We start from the raw sequence: 23180 nt of genomic DNA on the forward strand, positions 1-23180 counted from the left end.
GGCGGTCCTCATTCTGTATCTCCGGTAGAGCCGATGATGGCATCCCATCCGCCTCAGGCGTCGAAGGAAGTCGACCTTTAGAGGCCTCCGGCCGATGGCCGGCCTCCGCCGGCCGAAAGACCTCCCGCGTCGGGGCAGGCCGACGCGGGGCGCGAAGCGCCCAATGAGGCCGATTTCCATCGGCGCGCCCGCCAACGCCTGGCGCGGAGGGCGCGCCCTGCGTTCACCCACACCGGAGGTCAAACACCTATGTCCTGGAGTCCTGGAGTGCGGTGCCGAGGCACCGCAGTCCATCTGCTGATCGCGGTTCCGCTGGCCGTGCTGGCCGCCGTGGGGAACGCCGGGCCCATCCCCGTGCTGATCCTCAGCGCCCTGGCCCTGATCCCGCTGGCGGCCCTGATCGGGGAAGCCACGGAGGAGCTGGCGGCGCGAACGGGCCCGGTGGTGGGCGGCCTGCTGAACGCCACCCTGGGGAACGCCGCCGAACTGATCATCGCCCTGGCCGGCATCCGCGCCGGACTGCTGGATCTGGTGAAGGCCTCCATCACCGGATCCATCCTGGGGAACCTGCTCCTGGTGATGGGGCTCAGCCTGCTCGTCGGAGGATGGCGCCATGGGCTCCAGCGGTTCTCCCGCCAGCGAGCCGGGGTGCTGACCACCATGACCATCCTCGCCTTCATCGCCCTGGGGATCCCTTCCCTCTTCAGCCATACGATCGCGGTGCACCATCCCGAGGCCGTGGAAACCATGAGCCTGGGCGTGGCCGGGCTGATGCTGGCCCTCTATGGCCTGAGCGTGCTTTACACGCTTCGCGCCCGGGAGCCGCTGGCCGCCCATCCCCCCTCCCACACCCGCTGGACCCTCCCCCAGGCCCTTGGGGTCCTGGCGGTGGCCACGATCGGCGTGGTGGGGATGAGCGAGCTGCTGGTTCACGCGCTGGAGCCCACCCTTCACATCCTGGGCCTCACGGAGCTCTTCGTGGGGATCATCCTGATCCCCCTGGTGGGCAACGTCGCGGAGCACCTGGTGGCGGTCCAGATGGCCGCGGAAAACCAGATGGACCTCTCGCTGGAGATCGCCGTGGGCTCGAGCCTGCAGATCGCCCTGCTGGTCGCCCCCGCCCTGGTCTTCGCCAGCCTGGCCCTGGGACGGCCGATGGATCTGGTCTTCCATCCGCTGGAACTGGTGGCCATGATGATGGCGGGGGCGATCGCGGCCTTCATCGCGCTGGATGGGGAAACGAACTGGCTGGAGGGCGCGCAGCTCCTGGCCGTTTACGGGATGTTGGGGATCGCCTTCTTCTTTGTGTAGATCGATGGGGCCGCCGGGACCGGATCGGGGAATCCGGAGCGGCCCCCCGTTTCATGCGGAGGCGGGAACTTCCTCGATCCGGTATTCTCCCTCGATCGGCTCCGCCCCGGGCGCGACGGGCTCGATCCGATAGCGATACCGGATGCGAGCGGTCTTGCGCAGCATCGCGCTGACGGAGCAATACTTGGTCACCGAGAGCTCAACCGCCCGAACGACTGCCTGGGGATCCACATTCCCTTTCACGATGTAGAGCACATCGATATCCGTGTAGACCTTCGGGTGCTCCGGAGCCCGCTCCCCCCGGACCTCCATCGCGAACCCTTCCAGGGGTTGGCGCTTCTTTCGCAGGATGGAAAGCACATCCATCGCCGTGCAGCCCGCCAGGGCGACCAGCAGCAGCTCCATCGGGCGGGGCCCCTGATTCGTTCCCCCCACATCGGGAGCTGCGTCCATGATCACCGAATGCCCGCTCGGCGTGAGGGCTTCCATCTTCATGCCCTGGACGTCCAGTAAATTCAGGCGGATCTCTGTAGCCATGGGGACGCTCCTTCCGCATGGGTTCATCGCGCCGGTGGGCGATCGCGAGGGGCGCCGCCCCTCGTCCCTCCCGGGCGCCTTATCAGGTGCACACCCCACGGGCTCCCGTGCGGAACCCGCAGATCGGGCAATACACGTTGAAGTATCCATCGTATTCCAGACGAGCGAAGCCACAGATGGGGCAGAGATCCCCCGCCCGGTAGATCTCCACCGCGCCCTCCGCCTCTGCAGGGACATGAAGCTGAAAATCCAGAGAGGATCCCGGATCGGCAGAGACACGCCGCGAGGTCGTTTTCCGGCGAGGCTGCGGTTCGGATCGGGATTTCCGCCACCAGTATTCCATGCCCCCCACCCCAGCCCCCTCGCCTCAAGGAAATCCTCAGGAAAGCCGACCCAGGGTTTCCAGAAGGGTTCCCACGGCACGCGCGGATCGGACAGGATCCTGGTCCGCGCATGCCTGGAGGTAAGCCCGCGTCGCGAACAGGAGGGCATGATGGGCGGCCGCCCGCAGGGCGGCCAGCTGCTCCAGCACCTCCTCGCAATCCCGCCCCTCCTGGATCATCCGCTCCACCCCCCGGGCCTGCCCCTGGATCCGTCGGAGACGGCGGATCAAACGCTGTTCTGCATCCTGAGAAAGGCGAAGCATATGGCGGCTCCTCCGCGCAAGCTCTCCCCCATTCCCGTTCCCAGGGCCCCCGGCCCTGGATCAACGGACCCCTGGAAGGGTTCCCCCATGGTTCCCGGCCACCGGCTCCCACGGCGGCGAAGATTGAGAGCCGCTTCTCCGCCTCCCGACGGCCGCAGCGCGGGCATTCGATCTCCTCCACCGGGGTGTTCCATCGGACCAGCCGCTCGAACTCGGCGCCGCACCCACGGTGGAATGCGGCGCCTAGGCACCGCACCCCAGCCGTAAAGCGGCATGGCCTGGCTTCCACCTCCCGCGAGATCCCTAACGTCCACCAGGCGAGGGCGGAAATACCCAATACCCGTATAGAGGATAATCCGGATATCCCGGGCTGTCAAAATGGGGGATGGCCTGGGGAGGGTTCCCGCCTCATGAACGGGCAGCCGGCGGCCTCACAGCCCCAGGTAAGCCTTGCGCACCCGATCCTCCCGGGCCACCTCCTGGGCCGGGCCCTCCAGCTCGATCCGACCGCCGCTGAGCACATAGGCGTAGTCGCTGATGGCCAGCGCCAGATGCACGTTCTGTTCCACCAGCAGCATCGTCAGCCCCTCGGCCTTCAGGCGGCGGATGATCGCAAAGAGGCTCAGCACCAGAAGCGGCGAGAGGCCCAGCGACGGCTCGTCGAGGAAAAGGATCCGGGGCTCCGCCATCAACGCCCGGGCGATGGCGAGCATCTGCTGCTCGCCCCCGCTCAGGGTGCCCGCTTTCTGATTCCGGCGTTCCTTCAATCGGGGAAACAGATCGAAAACGCGCTCCAGGTTCTGGCGAAATCGGGGGCGCGCCCGCCCGGTCACGGCCCCCATCTCCAGGTTCTCCATCACCGTCATATCCGCGAACAGCTGCCGTCCCTCCGGGACCAGGATCAATCCCATGGCCGCTTTGCGATAGGGAGGGAGCATGGTGATGTCCTGGCCTTCCAGGAAAACGGCCCCACGCCATGGCCGGATCAGCCCCATCACGGCGCGCAGGGCGGTGGTTTTGCCCGAGCCGTTCGCTCCGATGAGGGTGGTGAGCCGCCCCGCCTCCAGCCGGAACGAAAGGTCCCACAGGATCTGCACTTCCCCATAGCCCGAGGACAGGTGATGGACTTCGAGCATGGCCATCCTCAACCTCCATGGGCCTCCAGCAGGCTCTGAGCGAGCCGGGGATCCCCCAGATACGCCTCGATCACCCGGGGGTGGTGGACGATCTCCGAAGGGGCGCCTTCCGCGATGACCTCCCCGTAGTCCAGCACCACGATACGGTCGGAGACGTTCATGATCGCATGCATCAGATGCTCGATCATCAGGACCGTGATCCCGCTGGCCCGGATGGCGCGGATCACCTCCAGCATCGTCGCCACTTCGGTGGGGTTCAAGCCCGCCAGGACTTCGTCCAGCAGGATCAGGTAAGGGCGCGCGGCCAGGGCGCGGGCCAGCTCCAATCGTTTTTTCTCCGCCACGTTCAACCGGGCGGCTTCCACGTCCCGCTTCCCGGCCAGCCCGACCTGCTCCAGGACGGCCAGGGCGATCTCCCGGGCTTCGCGGAGGGATCGGTTCTCTCGCCCGAAACAGGCCCCTACCATCACGTTCTCCAGCACCGTCAGCTCATTCAGGGGGCGCACGATCTGATGGGCGCGGGCGATCCCCAGCCGGGCGATGGCATACGGCGGCCGCCCGGTGACGTCCTGGCCCCGAAAGATCACCCGCCCTTCCTCCGGGCGATAGACCCCGCTGATCACATTGAACAGGGTGGTCTTGCCTGCCCCGTTCGGGCCGATCAGCCCCAGGATCTCCCCCTCGGACACATGGAGGGAAACCCGGTTCAAGGCCTGCAGGCCTCCAAAGCGCTTGGAAACCCCCCGCACCTCGAGCAGGCTCATGGGATCACCCTCCGGGTCGCCGGGAAGCGCGCCCGCAGCCAGCCGATCACGCCCGCCGGGACGAAGAGGATGATCAGAAGCAGGAGCACGCCGGCGAAGGTCAGATGCAGGCTCTTAAACAACGGGCTGGTCAGCAGATAACCCCGCAGGCGCTCATAGAGCGCCGCCCCCAGGATCGGCCCCCACACCGTCCCCTGGCCGCCCAGCATCACCATGACCAGGGTCTCGATGGACAGGTGCAGCCGGAAGGCATCCCCGGGCTCAATGTTCCCGTTCTTGAAGAAGAACAGCACGCCCACCATGCCCGGGAACAGCGCCGAAAGGGCATAGGCCATGGTCTTGGCCCACGGCCCCCGCACACCCAGGACCAGGGCGGCATCCTCGTCCTCCCGGATCGCCATCAGCCCCAGCCCGAACTTGGAGTGCTTGACCGCAAAGCTGACGCCCACGGTGAGCAGGGTGACGGTGAGCAGGGCACCATAAGCGATCCACAAAGCCTGAGCGGCCCCTCCATAGGCCTGGTATACGGCGAAATTCAAAGACATCCCGGTAGCGCCCCCGAAGGGCTCGAAGTTGGCCACGAAGGCGCGCACCGCTTCATGGATCCCAATCGTCGCCAGGGCGAAGTAAGCCCCCCGCAGCCGCAGGATGATGGCCCCCAGGGCCAGGGCCAGGGCGGCCGTCGCCAGCCCTCCCGCGATCATCGCCGTCCAGAGGGACCAGCCCTGGCGGTGCATCAGGTAGAAGCCGATGTATCCCCCCAGCCCGAAAAAGACGATGTGGCCGAAGTTGACATAGCCGGTGTAGCCCAGCAGGATGTTCAGGCTGGAGGCCAGGGTGACCAGCATCAGGATGAGGAACATATCCTCCCGCCCCATGGCGGATCCCGTTAGGATCGGCCACAGGCCGGCTCCGAGAAGCCCGACCAGCGTCACCCACCCGGAGATAGAACGCCCTATGCCCATCGCGCTTTCCCCTACCGAAGGGATGTTCCCGGCCTGACCCCCGGGCCTTCTCATCGGATCGTGCGAAAGAGGGTGAATCCGGCTCTTCGATCGGCCGGGGGGCCGGCACCGCTCAGCGCTCCCCCAGCAACCCCTGCGGGCGCAGCAAAAGGAGCAGGACGAACAGCAGGAACTCGATCACCGGCACCCAGCTCACCGGCAGCACAATGGGGATCAGCCCTTCCAGCGCCCCGAGGATCAGGCCCCCGAGCAGCGCTCCCGTGGGGTTCCCCAGCCCGCCCAGCACGCAGATCACAAAGCTCTTCAGCTCGTAGGCCCCCCCCGAGAGGATGGTGAACGGGAAAAAGGTGGCGATGAGCCCCCCGGCGACCGCTGCCAGCATGGTCCCCAGGCCGAAACTGAAGGCCAGCACCCGCGCGGAGGGGATCCCCATCAACTCCGCCGCCGCGCGGTGGCTGGCCACCGCCCGCACCATCTTCCCCGGGATGGTCCGATACAGGAAGAGGTAAAGCCCCGCGGCGATCAGGACGGCGGCCAGCGCCGCCAGCATACGGGTCCCCAGGAGAACAACCGGTCCAAAGGTCAGGCGGCCCAGCGAGATGTCGATGTTGCGGGGGGTAGTGGTGAAAAGGGCCGTGCCCGTCCCGATGATCATCATGTTGACCGAGAAGGTCGCCAGGAGGGTCGAGAGATGCGGGGCGTTCAGCACCCGATGGACCGCGACCTCGTAGATCAGGATCCCGACCAGCAGCCCGAGGAGGGCGACGGCGAACAACCCCAGGTAGGGATGCACCCCGGCGTAGGCGAAGAGCAGATAGACGCCGAACATCCCCAGGGCGATGATCGGCCCGTGGGCCAGATTGATCACCCGCATCACCCCCCAGATCAGGGTAAGCCCCATCGCCGCCAGGCCGTAGACAAACCCCAGCAACAGGCCATCGATCAATGAGGCGATCCATACGCCCGGGTTCACCATCGCCATCGCCCTCCCATGGAAAAGATCGGGTTGGTGACCAAGAGGCTCCTTGCGACGGTCGTCGGGCTCACGGACGCTCGGGGGAGGCCCCGGCGGCTCAGCGGCTCAGGGGATAGATCGGCTTCGCCGCCTGCGCGGCCTCCGGCCAGACGATCGGACGGATCAGGTTGCCCGAGGCGTCCTTCTGCCACTGGAGATAGACCATCTCATGGCCGATCTGCTTGCCGTGGGCCTTCCCCGTGTCGAATTTGATGCGGCCGTAGAAGGTCATCAGGTCCATCTTCTCCAGAGCCGCCTTCACCTTCTCGGTCTCGATGGATCCGGCATCCTCGATGGCCTTCTGCAGGACCAGGCCGGCGGCATAGCCCCCGGCGGCGTGATAGCCGGGCTCATAGCCGTATTTGGCCTTGTAGGCGCTGACGAACTGATCTACCGTCGGGCCATACCAGGGCAGCCCCGCCGCCTTCGCTGAATCCGGCGAGTATTTCGCGCCGGGCTCCCACTGGCTGGGGCCGATCACGCCCACCGCGGCGTCGCCCAGCTGGGCGAACTCCGGCACCGCGGGGGCGACCAGCAGGGCGATCATCTTCACCGGCACCTTCTTCTCGAACAGCTGCTTGGCCAGCGTGGAGCCATCCTGGAAGTGCCCGCCGCCGATAATGGCATCGGGCCTGGCGGCCGTGATCTTATTGATGAAGGGCCCGAAATCCGTGGTGCCGGTCTCATAGCCCTCGAAGAGCACGACCTCGAACCCCTGGCTCTCCGCATACGGCTTGGCCGCGTTCACCACATCGGTGGAGAACTTCTCGTTCTCATAAACGATGGCGATCCGCCTGGCGTTCGGGTCCATCTTCTTGAGGAAATCGATGGCGCCCGTCAGGTAGCGGCTGGCCGGCGTGTAGATCTGGAAGATATGCCGATAGCCTTTCTCATAGGTGCTGTCGGAGGCCGCGCCGATGGTGATCATGATCTTCCCGTATTGCTCGGCGATGACCGCCGCGGCGTCGGCGAGGCCGCTGCTGTAAGGACTGATCAGGAAATCGGCCTTGTCCTCGTTGATCAGCTTGACATAGAGTTGCTGCACTCGCTCCTTGGTGCTCTCATCGTCATAGAACTTGAGCTCCACCTGGATCACCGTGCCGTCCGGCAGCCGGATGCCCCCCGCCCGCTGGAGATCGTCCAGCCACAGCTGCAGCCCCTGGACCTGTTCTTTGGATTCCTTGGTCAGCTTGCCGGTCTGAGAGGCCGTGAAGCCCAGGATGATTTTCTTCACGGCGGGGGTGGGAGAGGCCGCCGGTGTCGGGCTGGGCTGGGCGGCCGGTTGAGCCGGCCCGGCCGGCGTCGCCGTGGGGGCTGGCGGCGCAGGCGCGGCGCACGCCGCCAGCATCGCCAGAACGACCAGGATCCCGCCCCATTTCATCCAGCGCATCATCCCGACCTCCTGATTCCCAGGATAGGGCAACGCCCTTCACCCACTCAGGTTAGCCGGATACGGTAAAATTTCCACAAACAGACGCTCGTCAGGCGTAAAAATCCCGTAAACGCCACGCTCTTCCCGTTCCTCGGGGGGAGGTTCGCATGGGGAAGCTCACCGGTTCCCGGGATCTGAGGACCACATTGCTCCTCGCTTACGGCCTGCTCATCGGGTGGATGCTGGCCATGGGCTTCTCCTTTAATTTGTGGAGCACAGATCGGCTGCTTCAGGATGTGGAATCCTCGAACCGGGCCCTGGCCCATGCGATCGGGCTGGAAACCGAAGCCTGGCTCCAGGATGCGATGCAGGCGGTGGAGACCCTGGCTCATATGGAAGCGGTGCGCCGGCATGACCTGCAGGCCCTCCCCGCCATTTTTATGCCGGCTTTCGCTGCCCGCCCGGATGCCCTGATGGTCTTCCTCCTGGATCGCCATGGGGTGATGCGCTATCACTATCCGGAGGGTCCCGGCAGCACCGTGGGCTGGGATTTCAGCTTCTGGAACTATTTCCAGGCCGCCGCTCAGGCGGATGGCCCGGTGCTCTCCAAGGGATGGCTTTCCCCCAAGACCGGGAAACCCGTGGTGACCATCGCCATGCCGTTAAAGGATGAAGGGGGACATTTTAATGGGCTGGTGGCCATCAATCTCTCGCTGGAACGCTTGAGCGACGTGTTGAGGACGGTGGCCGGGGAGCATCTGGATCTCCGCCTGTATGACGCCACCGGCCAGCTCATTGCCGCCTCCGGTCCGCTCATCCCCCTCGATCCCACCTTCCGCCTGGCCCCGGAGGAAGCGATCCCGCCGCGCCTGTCTTCGGATCCGCAGGGGCGGACCTGGCTGGTGACCTCGCTGTTCCTCCCGCGGACGGGATGGCGCATCCTGGTGCGTCGCCCAGCCGATGAGGCGCTGGCCACCCTCTATATGTTCCAGCGGGCGATGCTCCTGCTGCTATTGCTGGTGCTGGTCAGCGGCTTGGGTTTCTGGCATCTCCTCACCCATCAGGCCCTGCACCCCCTGGGGGCGATCGCCCGCTTCAGCCGGGAGCTCGGCGAGCGGCCCGCATCCGCCAGCGCCTCCGCCATCCTCCGCCTGACCGACCGGAGGGATCAGATCGGACACCTCGCCCGCTCGCTGCTCTGGATGCAAGGGGCGATCCAGCAGCGCCTGAATGAGCTCCGCACCCTTCTGGAGACCGGCCGCACGGTCCTGGGATCCCTGGAGACCGAAGAGGTCATCGCCACGATCCTGGAGCAGGTGCAGCGGCTCCTCCAGGTTCGCACATGCGCCCTTTTCACCCTGGATGAGCGGACCGGCTACTACCGTGTGCGCGCGGTGCAGGGGTTGAGCCCGGATTACGCGCGAGGGCTCTCCTTCCATCCCGATGATCCCCGCTCTCCCACCATGCAGGCCATTCGCACCGGCCGTCCGGCCCAGATCGCTGACGTCGAGGTCGAGGGCTATCCGGAATTGCGGGAGCGGGCGCGGCGGGAAGGCTTCCGCGCCCTCCTCGCGGTGCCTTTGATGGCCCGCCACGCCCCCCCGGCCGCGCTGGTGATTTACCGACCGGATCCGCACCAATTCACGGAGGATGAGATATCGCTGGCCTGGAACTTCGCCAACCTGGCGGCTTTTGCTCTGGAGCACGCCGTCCTGTATGCCCGCAGCGATATGCTCCTCCAGCAACAAACCCGTCGCCTGGAGACATTGATCGAGCACCTCCACGATGGATTGATCATGGAAAGCCGGGATGGCGAGATCCTCTATATGAACCGGCGGGCCGCCTGGTGGTGCGGGCTGGAGGAGCCCTGCCCGCCGGGGTGCGCCTCCCGTGTCGCCTATGAGTCCCTGCTCCAGCGCTTCTCCCCTTCAGGAGATATCCCCTGCGTGCTGGAGAAAGCCACCGAGGGCGTCATCGAGGGGCTGTGGCGGGCGGGGAATACCACCCGCGATCTGCGGATCCAGAGCATCCGGATCCAGGGGGCGGGGGACGAACCCCTCGGACGCATCCTGGTGTTCCAGGACATCACCTCGGAGCGAGAGCTGGACCGCGCCAAATCGGCGCTGCTCTCCGCGGTTTCCCATGAGCTCCGCACCCCGCTGGCAGCCATCAAGGGTTATACCACGACCCTGCTGGCGGAAGATGTCGATTGGGATCCCGCCGCGCGCCGGGAGTTCCTCCAGGTCATCCTGGAGGAAACCGAGCGCCTGACCCGGCTGGTGAACAACCTGCTGGATCTCTCCCGGCTGGAGGCCGGGGCTCTGGTGCTCCAGCGACAGCCATACCCCCTGGATGCCATCCTCGCCCGGGTGAAGCGGGATCTGCGTGGGGAAAGCCACCCCATCTCCATCCAGCTTCCTCCCGATCTGCCCCCCGTGGACGTGGATCCAGCGCGGATCGAGGTGGTGTTCCGCAACCTCCTGGATAACGCGATCCGCTATACCCCGCCCGGAACCCCCATCGTCGTCTCCGCCACAGTGGCCGATGGCATGGTGATCGTTCGGGTTCACGATGAAGGACCGGGGATCCCACCTGAACATCGGGAGCGGATCTTCGATCGCTTCTATCGGATCCCGGGCCATATCCGCACCTCCGGAGCTGGCCTGGGGCTGGCCATCTGCAAAGGGTTTGTGGAAGCTCACGGAGGTCGGATCTGGCTGGCCGAGGACGGCCCGGGCGCCACTTTCCTCTTTACCCTCCCGATATGGGAGGATAAGGATGGCCGAGCGGATTCTGATCGTGGATGATGAGGAACCCCTGCGGCGGTTTATCGGGCGCAACCTGGCCGCGCGGGGATATGAAGTGCTGACCGCACAGGATGGCTGGGAGGCCCTGCGGCTGTTCGAGCAGAGCGCCCCCGATCTCATCATCCTGGATATCCTGATGCCGGGTCTCAACGGCCTGGAAGTATTGAAGCGAATCCGCCAGGTCTCCCTGGTCCCCATCCTCGTGCTCACCGCCCTGGACCAGGAGGCCGACAAAATCACCGCTCTGGATCTGGGGGCGGATGATTACCTGACCAAACCCTTCGGGGTGGGGGAACTGCTGGCCCGGGTGCGGGCCGCGTTGCGCCGGGTGCGGTGGAGCGAGGGGGCCGGAGGGACCGGGATGTTGCGGATCGGCGATCTGGAACTGGACTCCGATCAGCGGCGGGCATGGCATCGGGGGGAAATCCTTCGCCTGACCGGGAAAGAATTCGACCTGCTCTACCTTCTCGCCCGCCACGCCGGCCGGAATCTCTCCCACCGGTTCCTCCTGCAACGCGTCTGGGGGCCCGAATATCAGGACGAGGTGGAATACCTCCGGGTCTACATCGGGCGTCTGCGGCGCAAACTGGAGGAGACCGAGGATCATCGCCATCTGTTCACCGAACCCGGATTTGGTTATCGCCTGGAGGCGTAATCCGATCGCTGAGCCAGCGACGCAAGTCCGAATAAAATTAAAGGGAAGGAAGGGGTATCCGGCCTTCCCCATTCGAGACCAACGGCCCGGTTCCGAACGCCATCCTCAAGGGCTGAGGAGGATGCTATGCCGGTGGCCAGCGAGCTTCGCCCTGGGATGACGATTCAGCTGGAGGGAACGCTATTCCGGGTGATCGATGCGGTGTATCACTCCGGAACCGCCCAGCAGAAGGGGGTTGTGCACGCCAGGCTGCGCAACCTGCGCACCGGGGTCGTAACGGATCGACGCTTCCGGCCAGAGGAGCGTGTGGAGGAGGTCTCCCTGGAGCGCCGGATGATGGAATATCTTTACAATGATGGCGAGATGTTCTATTTCATGGACCCCGAAACCTACGATCAGATCCCCATCCCGGCCGCGATGATCGGGGATCTGGAGATCTTCCTCCAGCCCAACCAGCGGATCCCGGTGGAATTCCACGAAGGGCAACCCGTTGCGGTGGCCTTCCCGGAAACGGTGGATCTCCGCGTGGTCCACACTTCCCAACCCCTGCGCGAGCGCGAGAGCCACGTTTACAAGCCGGCCATCCTGGAGAACGGGCTCGAAGTGCTGGTCCCCCAGTTCATCGCCGAGGGGGACATCGTGCGGATCAATGTCTACACCCGGGCGTATGTGGATCGGGTGGGGAAGCGGAGCAGTTAATGCGACAGCCGCCGCAGCTGCAACCGAAGAGGCCATCCGGGAGGTCGCCGCTAAAGCGGCTCCTGCAGGCCGCGATGGACAACCCTCTCCCACAGGAGAGGCATTCGCCCCGACGCTTCCGCCTCGACCGATATCACCGCTTGCGCCCCGTGGAGAGGGATACGCCGATGGAAATCGGCCTCGCAAGGCGCTCCGCGCCGGGCGTCGGCCTGCGCCGATGCGAGGATGCTTTCTGGCCGGCGCAGGCCGGCCGTTGGCCGAAGGCCTATCCCGGTCGAATTCATTCGACGCCTCTCACGCTTCAGGAAAACCCACGGCGTCGCTCGTTACTCCAGACCGAACCGGCTCAGGTCCTCCTCGTTCAGGCCGAAGTAGTGCCCCAGTTCATGAAGCAGTGTGCGTCGGAGCTCGGCCCGTAGCCGGAACGGATCATCGCCGAAGTCGGCTTCGAGGGGGCGACGGAAGATCCGGATCCGCGACGGCCAGGCGATGGGCGCCCGATCCCGCTCCGCCCATGGGGGGCCCTCGAACAGGCCATACAGGTTCTCCCCCGGCGGAAGGCTCAGGGCCCGCCGATGCTCCCGATCGGGCTCCTCCTCCAGCAGGATGACCAAGTTCTCTACCGCCTGCCGCAGATCCGGCGGCAGGTCCGCGAGGATCTCGGACCACACGCGCTCGACCAGCTCAGGGGTGATCCGGAGCCGCCGTCGTCGCATCCGGCATCGTTTCCCGCGAGGATTCCAGGGGGGGCACCCGCACAAAGACCTGCTCGGCCAGGCGGCGCCGAATTCGATGCTCCTGATCGCCCACCCGGATGCGCAGGCCAACGCCTGGCACCTGCTCTTCCACGATCACCTGAGCGCCCGGTCGCAAGCCCGCCCGGGCGGCTTGCCGCAAGGTCGAGGCTTCGTCGATCACCCGCAGCACCTCACAGGCCACCCCCAGAGGGACCTCGCTCAGCCGCCGGGCGGCCGGGAGCGGGATCTCCCCCGCTCGGGTGGGGATGGGATCCCCATGGGGATCATACGCGGGGTGGCCCAGCATCGTTGCAATCCGTTCCTCCAGGGCCTCGCTGATCGCATGCTCCAGGCGATCCGCCTCCGCGTGGACCTCGTCCCAATCATAGCCCAGGGCTTCCATGAGGAAGAGCTCCAGCAGGCGATGATGCCGGATCACCTCCAGGGCGATCCGGCGGCCCGTTCGGGTGAGGGTCACTCCCCGGTAGGGGGCGTAGTGAACCAGGCGGAGCCTCGCCAGCTTCTTCAGCATCCCGGTCACCGACGGCGGTGCCACATGGAGATATTCCGCCAGCCGGGTGGTGGTGACCGTTCCCTCTCGCTCGGCGAGGATATAAATCGCTCGCAAATAATCTTCCATCGAAGCGCTCAGCCGGGGCATGATCCCTGCGTCCCTTCCCGAACTCTTTGCTCCTCATCTTAACACAGAAACCCTTCCCGCGGAACATCATCCCGCCCCGCCTGCCCCCATCCTTTGCTGGAGGAAAGGGAACCGAGCAGCCAGCCGGTTCGATCGCTCCTTCCGGGGTCCCGGAGGCCAGGCGATGCAGGCCCTCTCGACCGGAGCTTATGCCCCAGGGAAGCGGGTTAAAGCCTTCATACACTTCCCGCGAATTTCCATTTCTTCTATACTGGAGTTAGAATAATCCACAAATTGGGGAGATCGCTGGGGGGCGGGGTTCCGAGAGGCTGGCGCGGCCTCTCACCCAAGCCGGAGTTTGGGAAACCGTGGGCCTGGTCTCCTCGGTTTCATATTTTGAACCGAGAGCGGGCGCAGGGAGGAGGGTTCGATGAGCAAAGCACGGATTCTGGTGGTGGAGGACGATCCGGACATCGCCCGCATGCTCCAGCTGTATTTTGGCTCGCTGGGCTATGAGGTTCAGACGGCCGCGCGGGGGCAGGAAGCGCTGGAGAGAACCCGCCAGCAGCTTCCCCATCTGATCATCCTGGATATCGTGCTCCCCGATATCGATGGCTACGAGGTCTGCCGGAGGCTGCGCACCCACCTGCGCACCAGCCACATCCCCATCATTTTCCTGACCCAACGGGACGAGCGCAGTGACCGCATTGCTGGCCTGGAGCTGGGGGCGGATGATTACATCACGAAGCCCTTCGATATCGAGGAACTGCGCCTGAGGGTCCAGAACGCCATCCGGCGGGCGGAACGGGAGAGCCTCACCAACCCGGTCACCGGCCTGCCCAGCGGGCGCCTGATCGAGGATCAGCTGCGCGCCCTCCTCCGCCGCTCGGACTGGGGCCTGCTGTATATCGGGATCAACGGCCTGGATGCTTTCCAGGAAGTTTACGGATTCGTGGCCGGTGACGAGGTCCTGCGGTGGACGGCCATGCTGATCGGGGAGGTGGTGGACGAGCTGGGGACGCCGCAGGACTTCATCGGACATGTCGGGGGGGATGATTTCGTGGTGATCACGGAGGCCGGACGGGCGGAGGGCATCGCCCAGGAGCTCCGCCGTCGCTTCGCCGAAGGAGTCGGGACCCACTACGCCTTCCCCGACCGGGAACGAGGGTATCTGGTGCTCATCGATCGCGATGGGAATGAGAAGCGTGTCCCTCTGATGAGCCTGGCCATCGGCATCGTCCGGGCCGGGGATTCGATCTTCAACGACATCCGGGAGCTCACGGAGGTCGCAGCGGAAGCCCGGCGGAAGGAGATCCTGCTGCTTTGAAGGAAGATCTCCCCACCATGCCGTAAAGCGGCACCGGAACGGCAAAGAGAAGCGGAGGGAAACCCGGGATGGTCTGGCGCCAGCGCCTGCGTTGGCTTTTGAGACCGGCTCGCCCATCTTCCTCGAAACCGGCGACGCATAGGGAGGATGTTTCCTTCCTGGAGCGGTGGGCGGAACCGATGCTGTGGATCGAGGCCGGGAGCGGCCGATTGCTTCTGAACGCCGCAGCGCGCGCCTGGCTGGGGGATCCCCCTCCCTTCTCCTGCCAGGATCTGGCGAGCCGTCTTCGCCCGCCGGGCGTGCTGGAACGATGGCTGCTGGGCTCCCGGGAGACGGCCACCATCGGCCAGCGAAGCGCGCAGGCCAGCGCCCTCCCCCTCACCCTGGATGGGCATCCAGGCTTCCTGGTCGTCCTTCGGCCTGTTCCCGAGGGATCCAGATCCGCCCCGGAACCCCCCATCTACCCCCGGGAGCTGGCCCTGGTCACAGGGATCGCCCGTCTGCTCAGTGCCTCCCTGGATCTGGACTCCACGCTGGATGCCATCCTATTTGCGATCCGGCAGGTGATCCCCTATGAGCTGGCCGAGATCAACCTGTGGGAGCCCGGAGACCGCCGGCTCTACACCCGGGCCCGCGGTGGGGATCCCCAGGCGGTGGCTCAGCTCGCGGAGCTGGGAGGGGTTTACCGGCCCGACGAGGGCCTCACCGGATGGCTGGCCACCTACCGGCGTCCCCTGCTGATCCACGATCTGCGCGACTTCACCGGCGCGCGCCCTCGCCTGAACCTCGAGCGCTTCCCCGCGCGCGCCTTTCTGGGCGTCCCTCTGCAAACCCGGGAAGAGTTCATCGGGACGCTGGAACTCGTTGCGTATCGCCCGGGGGCCTTCACCGAAGAACATCTGCGCCTCCTGGAGGCGATCGCCGCCCAGGCGGCCATCGCCATCCACAACGTCCGGTTGTATGAAGCCACGCACCATTACGCCGAAGGGCTGAAGACCCTGTTCCGCATCGCGGCGATGAGCGCCGCCTCCCCATCCCTCGAAGATTTCCTCCGCCGATCCGTCGCCGAGCTCGCCGAGTGGTTCCGGGTGGAGCGGGTCGTGGTCCTGCTCTACGATTCGAAGCGTCAGGAGTTAACCCCCCACCCCGCCGGCGTCTACGGCCCCTGGCCGCCGGATGCCCTGGGGTTCCGCCTTCCGGTGCAGGACCCGGTGTTCGCGGAAAGCGTGTTCCGGAGCGGACGCCCCTTCCGCTCCAACCGGGCGTCAGAGGACCGCCGGGTGATCCCGCCGTATCGGGAGCTGATCGCCCGCTTCGGCGTCCGATCCGTCCTCTCCATCCCCCTGACGGCCCGGGAACAGCCCATCGGGGAGATCCACCTGATCAATCGGATCGAGGGCCGGTTCGCCCCGGATGATGAACGTCTGGGGATGGCGATGGGCGTCGTGCTGGGCACCACCCTCCATAACCTTCAGGTAATTGAACAGGCCCGGCGCCGCGCCGCCCGCCTGCGGGCCCTGGTGGAGATCGGCCAGCGGATCGCCGCAACGCTGGATCTGGATAGGATCTTTGAAACCATCCGGGAAGCGCTCGGGCGGATCCTGGATGCCCGGAATTTCTACGCCGCCCTCTATGATCCGGAGAACGATGAGGTCTCATTTGTGTTCTATGTGCATCAGGGACAACGGTTGCGGGAGCGGCCGAAGCGCCGGGGCGGCCATGGCCTGACCGAATATGTGATCCGAACCGGCCAGCCCCTTCTGCTGCGAGGCGATGTCGCCGGCCAGGCGCGGGCGCTGGGGATCGAGCCAGTGGGAACCCCCGCCCGGCTCTGGATGGGGGTTCCCATGCGGGTCGGCGACCGGGTGATCGGCATGCTGGCCATCCAGCATGAGACGGACGAGAACGCCTTCGACGAGGAGGACCTGGAGCTCCTTCAGGCCATCGCGCACCAGACGGCCATCGCCGTGGAGAACGCCCGGCTTTACGGAGAGATCCGCGAGCGCCTGGAGGCCCGGATCCACCAGCTGACCGCGCTGAACCGCATCGGCCAGGAGCTGAACGCGAATCTGGATCTCGATCACATCCTGAACCTGGTGCTGGACTCGGCCTTCCATGTCACAGGGGCGGATTACGGGGAGATCCTCCTTTACGATCCGACAAGCGATCTGCTGCGCCCCCGTCTGCTCCGCAACCTTTCCATGGAGCAACTGCAAGCCCGCGGGCTGGATCGCCAGCGACCCGGAGAAGGGCTGATCGGGCAGGCCTTCCAGAGCGGCCGCGTCGTGCTTGTCCCTGATGTCCGGCAGGACCCGCATTACATCGCCGGGACGCCGGATACCCTCTCCGAGGTGGCCGTGCCGATCTGGTATGGGACACTGGTGGTGGGGGTGCTGGATCTCCAGAGCCGGCGGCCCCATGGCTTCAGCGAGGAACAGATCGCCTTTCTGGAAGCCCTGGCCGCTCAGGCCGCCGTGGCCATCGGCAACGCCATGCGTCTGCAGGAGGAGGCGCAGCGGAGCGAGCGCTACCGCCAGCGCATCGAGCTGATGCGCGGGATGCTGGAGGTGGGCCAGGCGCTGCGCTCCGAGCGGCCGCTGGAGAACGCCCTCGACGCCGTCGCCCACACCATTCAGGAGTCCCTGGGCTTCGAGCGGGTTCTGATCAGCCTGCTGGAAGGAGAGCCCCCCGTCCTCCGACGGGTGGCCCAGGCCGGGCTTCCCCTGCCGGTGTTCGAGCGGATGCGGCAGATCCCCCAGCCGTGGCGCAATATGCAGATCTTCCTGCGGGAGGAATTCCGACTCGGGGCCTGTTATTACATCCCATATGAGCGGCAACCCGAGAACCTGAGCGAGATCCTGGATACCTGGACGGCGACGCCGACGCGGGAGCCCCGGCCGGATCCCACCCGCTGGCATCCAGAGGACCTCCTGATTGTGCCCATTCACGGGACAGGCGGGCGCTTGCTGGGGATCATCTCTGTGGATGAGCCGCGGGACGGGCAGGTGCCCACCCGTGAGACGGCGGAGATGCTGGAGCTGCTGGCCAGCCAGACCGGCATCATCATTGAAAACGCCCGCCTGTATGAGGGGCTGAAACAGCGGATCGAGGCGCTCACCCGTCTGAACGAAGCCAGCCGGCAGATCGCCGCCCGGCTGGAGCTGGGCGCTCTGCTGGAAGCCATCGCCCAGGCCGCCGCCTCCCTGAGCCATGCAGCCTGGGCGGGGGTGATCCGGATGGAGAAAGAAGCCCCTCAGCTGATCGCTCAATTCGCCCCGGATGGCCTGGAGGTCTCCTCATTGGAAGCCCTCCTGGGCTCCTCCCGGATGATCCAGGCGATGATGTCCGGCCGTGCGCTCTACCTCCGGGATTTAGCCGAGGCCCTGGACGAGGAGATCCCGGAAGTGCGTTCCCTGCTCCTTGTCCCCATGCGGGCGGGCGGAGAGATCGTCGGATGGATCGCGGTGGCCCATCCGGAACGGGGCGCCTTCGATGAGATCGAACAGATCCTGCTCCAGACCCTGGCGGAACAGGCGGCGGTGGCTCTGGAGAACGCCCGGCTCTACGAGCAGACCCGCCGCTTCAGCGAGGAGCTCGAAGCCCAGGTCCGCGAGCGAACGGAGGCGCTGGAGAAGGCCCTGGCCGACCTTTCGGCTCGCCATCGCCAGCTGGAGCGGTTGTATCGGGTGACCCTGGCGCTGACCGCCAGCCTGGAGCTGGAGGCTACCCTTCAGCAGGCGCTCTCCCTCCTTGTTGAGGAAGGGGAAACCGCGGCGGTGATCCTGATGGATCCGGAGAAGGGACGCCTGGCGGTGCGAGCCGGGATCGGGCCGGGCAGTGCCGATCTGATCGGACAATCCTGGCCCCTTCACGAAGATCCCGGGGCGATCCAGGCGGCCATCCGCCAGCGGCGAACCCAGAACCTGTTCGCGTTCCCCCTCGATCTCCTCCCGGCGCCCTGGCGGGCCCTGCGTCCAGGCGCGGCCCTGGTGGTTCCTCTCACCCTGGGCCTGGACGTCCTGGGGGCCCTGGTGTTCGCCAGCCCGGAAGCCCGTGGGTTCGATCCAGAACGGGTTCAGCTGCTGGAGACCGTGGCCGCTCAGATGGCTCAGGCCATCCATAACGCAGCCCTTTATCAGCTGATCACCCAGCAGGCGGAGCAGCTGGGCAACACCCTGCGGGCCGCCCAGGAGGAGGTTTCCAAGCGCCAGGCCATCCTGGAGTCCATCGCGGAAGGGGTGATGGTGGCCGATGCCCGGGGCGAGGTGATCATGATGAACGCTGCCGCCGAACAGATCCTCGGGTTGCGCCGGGAGGAGGTCCTCGGTCGGCCCATCCATCATTTCACCGGCCTTTATGGGCCCGCATGGCAGGAATGGATGGCCTCCCTGCGGCGATGGCTTTCCTCCCCGCGGGGCCAGCCCCCCACCCTGTTCATGCGCCACGAGCTCGCCCCTGAGGGCCGCTTCATCACCGTCCACGCCGCGCCGGTGATGATGGGCACCGAGTTCCTGGGCACCGTCTCGGTCTTCCGGGATATCACGCCGGAGGTGGAAGCCGATCGCGCCAAGACAGAGTTCATCTCCACGGTGTCCCACGAGCTCCGCACGCCCATGACCTCCATCAAGGGCTACGTGGATCTTCTGCTCCTCGGATCCGCCGGGCCCCTTTCCGAAATGCAGCGCCGCTTCCTGCAGATTGTGAAGTCCAACGCCGACCGACTCAAACTGCTGGTGGATGACCTGCTGGACATCTCGCGGATTGAGAGCGGCCGCCTCCAGCTGGATCTCCGCCCGGTGCCCCTGGAGGCGGCAGTGGAAGCGGTGGTGGCTTCCCTGAAGGCTCGCCTCGACGAAAAGAACCAGCGCCTGGAGCTCGATCTGCCGGCTTTCCTCCCTCCGGTCCAGGCCGATAAGGATCGCCTGATCCAGATCCTGATGAACCTGGTCAGCAATGCCCACAAATACACGCCGGAAGGCGGGCAGATCCGCATCCGGGCCTGCGTGGAGGGAGAAGCCGTCCATGTGGCAGTCAGCGATACCGGGATCGGCATTCCCCCCGAGGCTCTCCCGCGCATCTTCGAGCGCTTTTATCGGGTGGATGACCCGCGGGTTCAGGAAACCCCCGGGACGGGCCTGGGCCTTTCGATCGTGAAAGCCCTGGTGGAAATGCATGGGGGGCGGATCTGGGTGGAAAGCGAGGTCGGCCGGGGATCGACGTTCCACTTCACGATCCCCATCGCCCGTGAGGCGCCCTCTCCCGTTGATCGACCCCCCGCGCCAGCGCCGGTCCCCGTCCGGGGGGATGGCGCTTCGCCCATCCTGATCGTGGAGGATGACCGCCATATCGCCGACCTGCTGGTCCAGCACCTGGAGCGCGCGGGATATCGAACCCTGGTCGCCCATCGGGGTGAGGAGGCCCTGCGCCTCGCCCGGGAGGAGCGTCCGCAGCTGATCACCCTGGATATCTACCTGCCGGACCTGGACGGCTTCACGGTGCTGGAACGACTGAAGGCCGATCCGGCCACCGCCGAGATCCCGGTCATCATCGTCTCCGTCCTGGCTGATCGCCAGCGAGGGGTCCACCTGGGAGCGGTGGATGTGTTGGGCAAACCGGTAGACGTGGAACGATTGCTGGAGGTGGTCGGCCGGTATGCGCGGCGCCATGCCCGCATCGTCATCGTGGATGACGACGCGGGGACCCGGTCGTTGCTCCAGGACACCCTGCGCAACCATGGGTTCGAGGTGACGACCTTCGGGAACGCCATCGAGGCGCTGGCCTGGATCGAAGCCCATCGCCCCGATCTGGTGCTGATGGATCTCAAGCCGGCGGGGATGAGCGGACTGGACGCCCTGGCCCGCATGAAGGCCAGCCCGAAGATGGCGGACGTCCCGGTGGTGATCATGACCGCCAGCGCCACGGACCCGATGGGCAAACGCCGGCAGGCGCTGGCCCTGGGGGCGGCGGATTTCTTCCTCAAGCCGTTCCCGCTGGAGGAGTTCGTCGCCGCCATCCGGCGCCTTCTCGGCGAATCCTCCGAGGGAGAATCCGGCAACGCGGAGTAGAAACGGTTTCCGTTTCCGCTCCGGGGAATCCGGGCAGCCGGTCCCGCAATCGGACAGGAGGGATCCGAACGATGGCCAGGATTCTGATCGCAGAGGATGAACGGGATATCCGGGAATTGATCGTCTTCACCCTGGAGTTTGGAGGCTTCCAGGTGATCGCCGCCACCAACGGCGAGGAAGCGGTGGAACTGGCCCGTCAGCATCGCCCGGACCTGATCATCCTGGATGTCCGCATGCCTCGAATGACCGGCTACGAGGCCTGTCGCATCCTGAAATCCCAGGAAGAAACCCGCGCCATCCCGGTGGTGTTTCTATCCGCCAAAGGGCAAGAGGCGGAGATCCGCCAGGGCATGGAGGCGGGGGCCGATGCCTATATCCTGAAACCTTTCGCCCCCGATGAGCTGATCCAGCAGGTCCAGGCCCTTTTGAACCGGCATGGCATGAGATCAGGGTGAAACCAACGGGCTGGATTTCCGCGGTCCGGCTCTGATTTGGGGAAGCGAGAACCTCCCTCGCACCCCCAAGAGGGAGAAGGAGCGGTCTCGGCTTTCTCACTCAAGCTCAGCAGCGCAAGCCCGATCCCGATCGAATTCCTGAGGCAGGGAACGGCAAGCGGTGAGCATTGCGACTGTCGGAGAGTATCTGATCCATTATGAGGCGCTGGGTCGGGGCCAGCCCGTGGTCTTCCTGCACGGGTGGGTGGGGTCATGGCGCTACTGGCTGCCCACGATGCAGGCCCTCTCCCATCGATTCCGGACCTATGCCGTCGACCTGGCGGGGTTTGGGGATTCCGCCAAGCCGCGGCAGGGGGCCGACTCCGTCTACCGCCTGGAGCGCCAGGTCGAGCTGGTCCGGGAATGGATGGATCACCTGGGGATCCTCCGGGCGCACCTCATCGGCCACACCCTGGGCGCTATGATTGCGATCCGGCTGGCCTTGAAGCATCCCGATCGGGTGCAGCGGATCCTGGCCGTCGGCTATCCGACCGCTCTGGAGATCCCGAAAGGCGCCCGTGGATGGATGGGGAAGGGGATCCTGATGGAGCGGTTGAGCCGTCTCGCCCAGGAGTATCCCGAGGTGCAGCGGGAACATCAGCGGGCGGATCCCGAGGCGATCGTCCTCAGCCTGGAGGAAGCCCTGATCCATCAGGAGGCGCTCGGGGAGTGGCTTCGCCTGGTGGATTGCCCGCTCCTCCTGGTTTACGGTCGGCGGGATCCGCTGATCGCCCCCCCGCTCTTCCTGAACGGCGGCCTGGACGCCTCCACCCGTCTGATCCTCCTGGAGGAAGGCCGTCATTTCCCCATGCTGGATCTCCCTGCCGTTTTCCAGCGCCTGACAGAGGATTTCCTCACCCTGCCCGATCCCTCGCAGATCACCCTGAAGGAAGAATGGCGCCGGCGGTTCCGATAGAAGGGCCATCCTGTTGGATCAACGCGCCACCGCATCCCATGATCTCCACTGCTCCCGCATGGCCTCTTCACCCCATTCCACATCCATGGGATTCTGGCCATATTGCTGTTGGCGGCAATGCACGGGGAGACCCCCTGCGCGGGATGTGGCCGTGGGGGAAGTGACGGGCGGAACGGTTGCGGCATCATGTCAGGATTGGGGTTATGGGCGAGTGGATATCCAGCTTTAAGCACGGTGTGGACGGTACTGCGGCAGGTGGACGTGGAACGGGGCCGACCCCGGCCTGCAAGCGCCCGGTCGATGAAGCAGGAAGCGGCCGGTCGTCTATGGATCTCCCTCGGGTGAAATCGCTGACGATGGATCACGGAACGGAAGCCCGCCCTTTCAGGGGTGGGAGGAGATCACGGACGCCTGCCATGGGCAGAAAGGATGGCGAGAAACTCCGGAACACCCACGATGTGAACACCATATCGCTCGCGCATCGTGGCCTTGAGTTCTTCGTCCCCTTTGAGGTCCTTATCTCCGGTCACCAAGTATAGAACTCTGCCGGAGATGGCCACGTTCAGAAAGATGTCGTCTTTGGGGTCGCGGCACAATGTCACATGAACTGACGGTTTTACCATTTCCGCTCGTTCGTAGATGAGCCTGCCCAGTTCCTCGATGTCCTCCCCAGTGAAATACCGGCGAAATTTGGGACGAGCCAGCACCTCAAACAGTTCGGCAAGCAGCTCCTCTGATGTTACGAGGATGAATTGCCCATCTTTCCACGCTTCTATAAGAATGTCGCCGGCCCTTTTAGCAAACCTCGGACGAACAGGTTCGTATCAACCACCGCTCTGGGTGTGGATAGCCGTTCGGGCGCGTTCGACTTCGGCATCGACCTCTTCCTCGCCGATGGGGAACTGATCCACGCGAGCCCATACGCGCGCCAACAGCGCTTCCAGGCGCTCGTGCCATGGCCGTGACTCAATGGCCTGCCGAACGATCTCCTGCTCCTCGGGTTTCAGTTGACGAACTATGGCCAGAATCTGATCCAGGGTCAGTTCCAGTTCCACCTGTTGGATCCTTACCTTCGGCATTCCGATAACCTCCTT

The 23180-nt window shown here is 65.5% G+C and carries 20 protein-coding genes; 8 read left to right on the top strand and 12 right to left on the bottom strand.

Going from position 1 to position 23180, the window contains the following annotated elements:
* Positions 1–267 precede the first annotated feature (267 nt).
* Positions 268–1311 carry a calcium/proton exchanger gene (gene cax, locus VAE54_RS12525; RefSeq protein WP_322802311.1) on the top strand — a complete coding sequence of 348 codons (1044 nt, stop codon included), beginning with the start codon at positions 268–270 and terminating at the stop codon, positions 1309–1311.
* A gap of 51 nt (positions 1312–1362) precedes the next feature.
* Here cax and VAE54_RS12530 read toward each other — a convergent pair whose 3' ends face one another.
* From VAE54_RS12530 to VAE54_RS12565, 8 genes are all read right to left on the bottom strand, one after another.
* On the bottom strand, positions 1363–1848 hold the full coding sequence (locus tag VAE54_RS12530; RefSeq protein ID WP_322802312.1) for an OsmC family protein: 486 nt from the start codon (positions 1846–1848) through the stop codon (positions 1363–1365).
* An 82-nt stretch (positions 1849–1930) separates the two neighbouring features.
* Entirely contained in the window at positions 1931–2059 is a 129-nt protein-coding gene (locus VAE54_RS12535) for a hypothetical protein (RefSeq protein ID WP_322802313.1), read from the bottom strand.
* Positions 2060–2227: 168 nt separating this feature from the next.
* A complete protein-coding gene (locus VAE54_RS12540; protein WP_322802314.1) occupies positions 2228–2494 on the bottom strand; it encodes a metal-sensing transcriptional repressor in 267 nt (88 codons plus the stop codon).
* Positions 2495–2925: 431 nt separating this feature from the next.
* Positions 2926–3636, bottom strand: coding sequence for an ABC transporter ATP-binding protein (locus VAE54_RS12545; protein WP_322802315.1), 711 nt, complete (start codon positions 3634–3636; stop codon positions 2926–2928).
* A gap of 2 nt (positions 3637–3638) precedes the next feature.
* The gene (locus VAE54_RS12550) at positions 3639–4394 is read right to left on the bottom strand and encodes an ABC transporter ATP-binding protein (RefSeq protein ID WP_322802316.1); all 756 of its coding nucleotides are present in this window, start codon (positions 4392–4394) and stop codon (positions 3639–3641) included.
* Positions 4391–5359 (bottom strand): branched-chain amino acid ABC transporter permease, encoded by a 969-nt coding sequence (locus VAE54_RS12555; RefSeq protein WP_322802317.1) that lies wholly within the window; start codon positions 5357–5359, stop codon positions 4391–4393. Before VAE54_RS12555 ends, VAE54_RS12550 begins: the two co-directional genes overlap by 4 nt.
* A 112-nt stretch (positions 5360–5471) precedes the next feature.
* Positions 5472–6341, bottom strand: a complete 870-nt coding sequence (locus tag VAE54_RS12560; RefSeq protein WP_322802318.1) for a branched-chain amino acid ABC transporter permease — start codon at positions 6339–6341, stop codon at positions 5472–5474.
* Positions 6342–6432: 91 nt separating this feature from the next.
* Positions 6433–7764 carry an amino acid ABC transporter substrate-binding protein gene (locus VAE54_RS12565; RefSeq protein ID WP_322802319.1) on the bottom strand — a complete coding sequence of 444 codons (1332 nt, stop codon included), beginning with the start codon at positions 7762–7764 and terminating at the stop codon, positions 6433–6435.
* A 149-nt stretch (positions 7765–7913) separates the two neighbouring features.
* Here VAE54_RS12565 and VAE54_RS12570 point away from each other — a divergent pair, with 149 nt between their 5' ends.
* The 3 genes from VAE54_RS12570 to VAE54_RS12580 all read left to right on the top strand — a co-directional run bounded on the left by VAE54_RS12570 (position 7914) and on the right by VAE54_RS12580 (position 11907).
* Positions 7914–10553, top strand: a complete 2640-nt coding sequence (locus tag VAE54_RS12570) for an ATP-binding protein (RefSeq protein ID WP_322802320.1) — start codon at positions 7914–7916, stop codon at positions 10551–10553.
* Complete coding sequence (locus VAE54_RS12575) at positions 10525–11208, top strand: response regulator transcription factor (protein ID WP_322802321.1); 684 nt, start codon at positions 10525–10527, stop codon at positions 11206–11208. Before VAE54_RS12570 ends, VAE54_RS12575 begins: the two co-directional genes overlap by 29 nt.
* A gap of 126 nt (positions 11209–11334) precedes the next feature.
* Positions 11335–11907: an elongation factor P gene (locus VAE54_RS12580; protein WP_322802322.1), complete on the top strand. Its 573-nt coding sequence runs from the start codon at positions 11335–11337 to the stop codon at positions 11905–11907.
* A 326-nt stretch (positions 11908–12233) separates the two neighbouring features.
* On the opposite strand, the gene VAE54_RS12585 is transcribed toward VAE54_RS12580, so the two are convergent.
* Both VAE54_RS12585 and VAE54_RS12590 read right to left on the bottom strand, forming a co-directional pair.
* Positions 12234–12623 carry a metallopeptidase family protein gene (locus VAE54_RS12585; protein ID WP_322802323.1) on the bottom strand — a complete coding sequence of 130 codons (390 nt, stop codon included), beginning with the start codon at positions 12621–12623 and terminating at the stop codon, positions 12234–12236.
* Positions 12592–13305, bottom strand: coding sequence for a metal-dependent transcriptional regulator (locus tag VAE54_RS12590; RefSeq protein ID WP_322802324.1), 714 nt, complete (start codon positions 13303–13305; stop codon positions 12592–12594). Before VAE54_RS12590 ends, VAE54_RS12585 begins: the two co-directional genes overlap by 32 nt.
* A 409-nt stretch (positions 13306–13714) precedes the next feature.
* On the opposite strand from VAE54_RS12590, the gene VAE54_RS12595 reads away from it, so the two are divergent.
* The 4 genes from VAE54_RS12595 (at position 13715) to VAE54_RS12610 (ending at position 22086) form a co-directional block, all read left to right on the top strand.
* Complete coding sequence (locus VAE54_RS12595; RefSeq protein ID WP_322802325.1) at positions 13715–14611, top strand: response regulator; 897 nt, start codon at positions 13715–13717, stop codon at positions 14609–14611.
* Between the two features lie 179 nt (positions 14612–14790).
* A complete protein-coding gene (locus VAE54_RS12600) occupies positions 14791–20676 on the top strand; it encodes a GAF domain-containing protein (RefSeq protein WP_322802326.1) in 5886 nt (1961 codons plus the stop codon).
* Positions 20677–20747: 71 nt separating this feature from the next.
* On the top strand, positions 20748–21131 hold the full coding sequence (locus VAE54_RS12605; RefSeq protein WP_322802327.1) for a response regulator transcription factor: 384 nt from the start codon (positions 20748–20750) through the stop codon (positions 21129–21131).
* 160 nt (positions 21132–21291) lie between these two features.
* On the top strand, positions 21292–22086 hold the full coding sequence (locus VAE54_RS12610; protein WP_322802328.1) for an alpha/beta hydrolase: 795 nt from the start codon (positions 21292–21294) through the stop codon (positions 22084–22086).
* Positions 22087–22487: 401 nt separating this feature from the next.
* Here VAE54_RS12610 and VAE54_RS12615 read toward each other — a convergent pair whose 3' ends face one another.
* Together VAE54_RS12615 and VAE54_RS12620 are read right to left on the bottom strand one after the other, a co-directional pair.
* Positions 22488–22868, bottom strand: coding sequence for a putative toxin-antitoxin system toxin component, PIN family (locus VAE54_RS12615; RefSeq protein WP_322802354.1), 381 nt, complete (start codon positions 22866–22868; stop codon positions 22488–22490).
* A gap of 42 nt (positions 22869–22910) precedes the next feature.
* The gene (locus tag VAE54_RS12620) at positions 22911–23165 is read right to left on the bottom strand and encodes a hypothetical protein (protein WP_322802329.1); all 255 of its coding nucleotides are present in this window, start codon (positions 23163–23165) and stop codon (positions 22911–22913) included.
* Positions 23166–23180 lie beyond the last annotated feature (15 nt).

Origin of the sequence: Thermoflexus sp. (genome assembly GCF_034432235.1) — a bacterium.
Lineage (GTDB): Bacteria > Chloroflexota > Anaerolineae > Thermoflexales > Thermoflexaceae > Thermoflexus.

Coding starts and splice junctions, on each gene's coding strand:
- VAE54_RS12530 (WP_322802312.1), bottom strand. CDS start 1,848: ATGGCTACAGAGATCCGCCTGAATTTACTGGACGTCCAGGGCATGAAG.
- VAE54_RS12540 (WP_322802314.1), bottom strand. CDS start 2,494: ATGCTTCGCCTTTCTCAGGATGCAGAACAGCGTTTGATCCGCCGTCTC.
- VAE54_RS12545 (WP_322802315.1), bottom strand. CDS start 3,636: ATGGCCATGCTCGAAGTCCATCACCTGTCCTCGGGCTATGGGGAAGTG.
- VAE54_RS12550 (WP_322802316.1), bottom strand. CDS start 4,394: ATGAGCCTGCTCGAGGTGCGGGGGGTTTCCAAGCGCTTTGGAGGCCTG.
- VAE54_RS12555 (WP_322802317.1), bottom strand. CDS start 5,359: ATGGGCATAGGGCGTTCTATCTCCGGGTGGGTGACGCTGGTCGGGCTT.
- VAE54_RS12560 (WP_322802318.1), bottom strand. CDS start 6,341: ATGGCGATGGTGAACCCGGGCGTATGGATCGCCTCATTGATCGATGGC.
- VAE54_RS12565 (WP_322802319.1), bottom strand. CDS start 7,764: ATGCGCTGGATGAAATGGGGCGGGATCCTGGTCGTTCTGGCGATGCTG.
- VAE54_RS12570 (WP_322802320.1), top strand. CDS start 7,914: ATGGGGAAGCTCACCGGTTCCCGGGATCTGAGGACCACATTGCTCCTC.
- VAE54_RS12575 (WP_322802321.1), top strand. CDS start 10,525: ATGGCCGAGCGGATTCTGATCGTGGATGATGAGGAACCCCTGCGGCGG.
- VAE54_RS12580 (WP_322802322.1), top strand. CDS start 11,335: ATGCCGGTGGCCAGCGAGCTTCGCCCTGGGATGACGATTCAGCTGGAG.
- VAE54_RS12585 (WP_322802323.1), bottom strand. CDS start 12,623: ATGCGACGACGGCGGCTCCGGATCACCCCTGAGCTGGTCGAGCGCGTG.
- VAE54_RS12590 (WP_322802324.1), bottom strand. CDS start 13,305: ATGCCCCGGCTGAGCGCTTCGATGGAAGATTATTTGCGAGCGATTTAT.
- VAE54_RS12595 (WP_322802325.1), top strand. CDS start 13,715: ATGAGCAAAGCACGGATTCTGGTGGTGGAGGACGATCCGGACATCGCC.
- VAE54_RS12600 (WP_322802326.1), top strand. CDS start 14,791: ATGCTGTGGATCGAGGCCGGGAGCGGCCGATTGCTTCTGAACGCCGCA.
- VAE54_RS12605 (WP_322802327.1), top strand. CDS start 20,748: ATGGCCAGGATTCTGATCGCAGAGGATGAACGGGATATCCGGGAATTG.
- VAE54_RS12620 (WP_322802329.1), bottom strand. CDS start 23,165: ATGCCGAAGGTAAGGATCCAACAGGTGGAACTGGAACTGACCCTGGAT.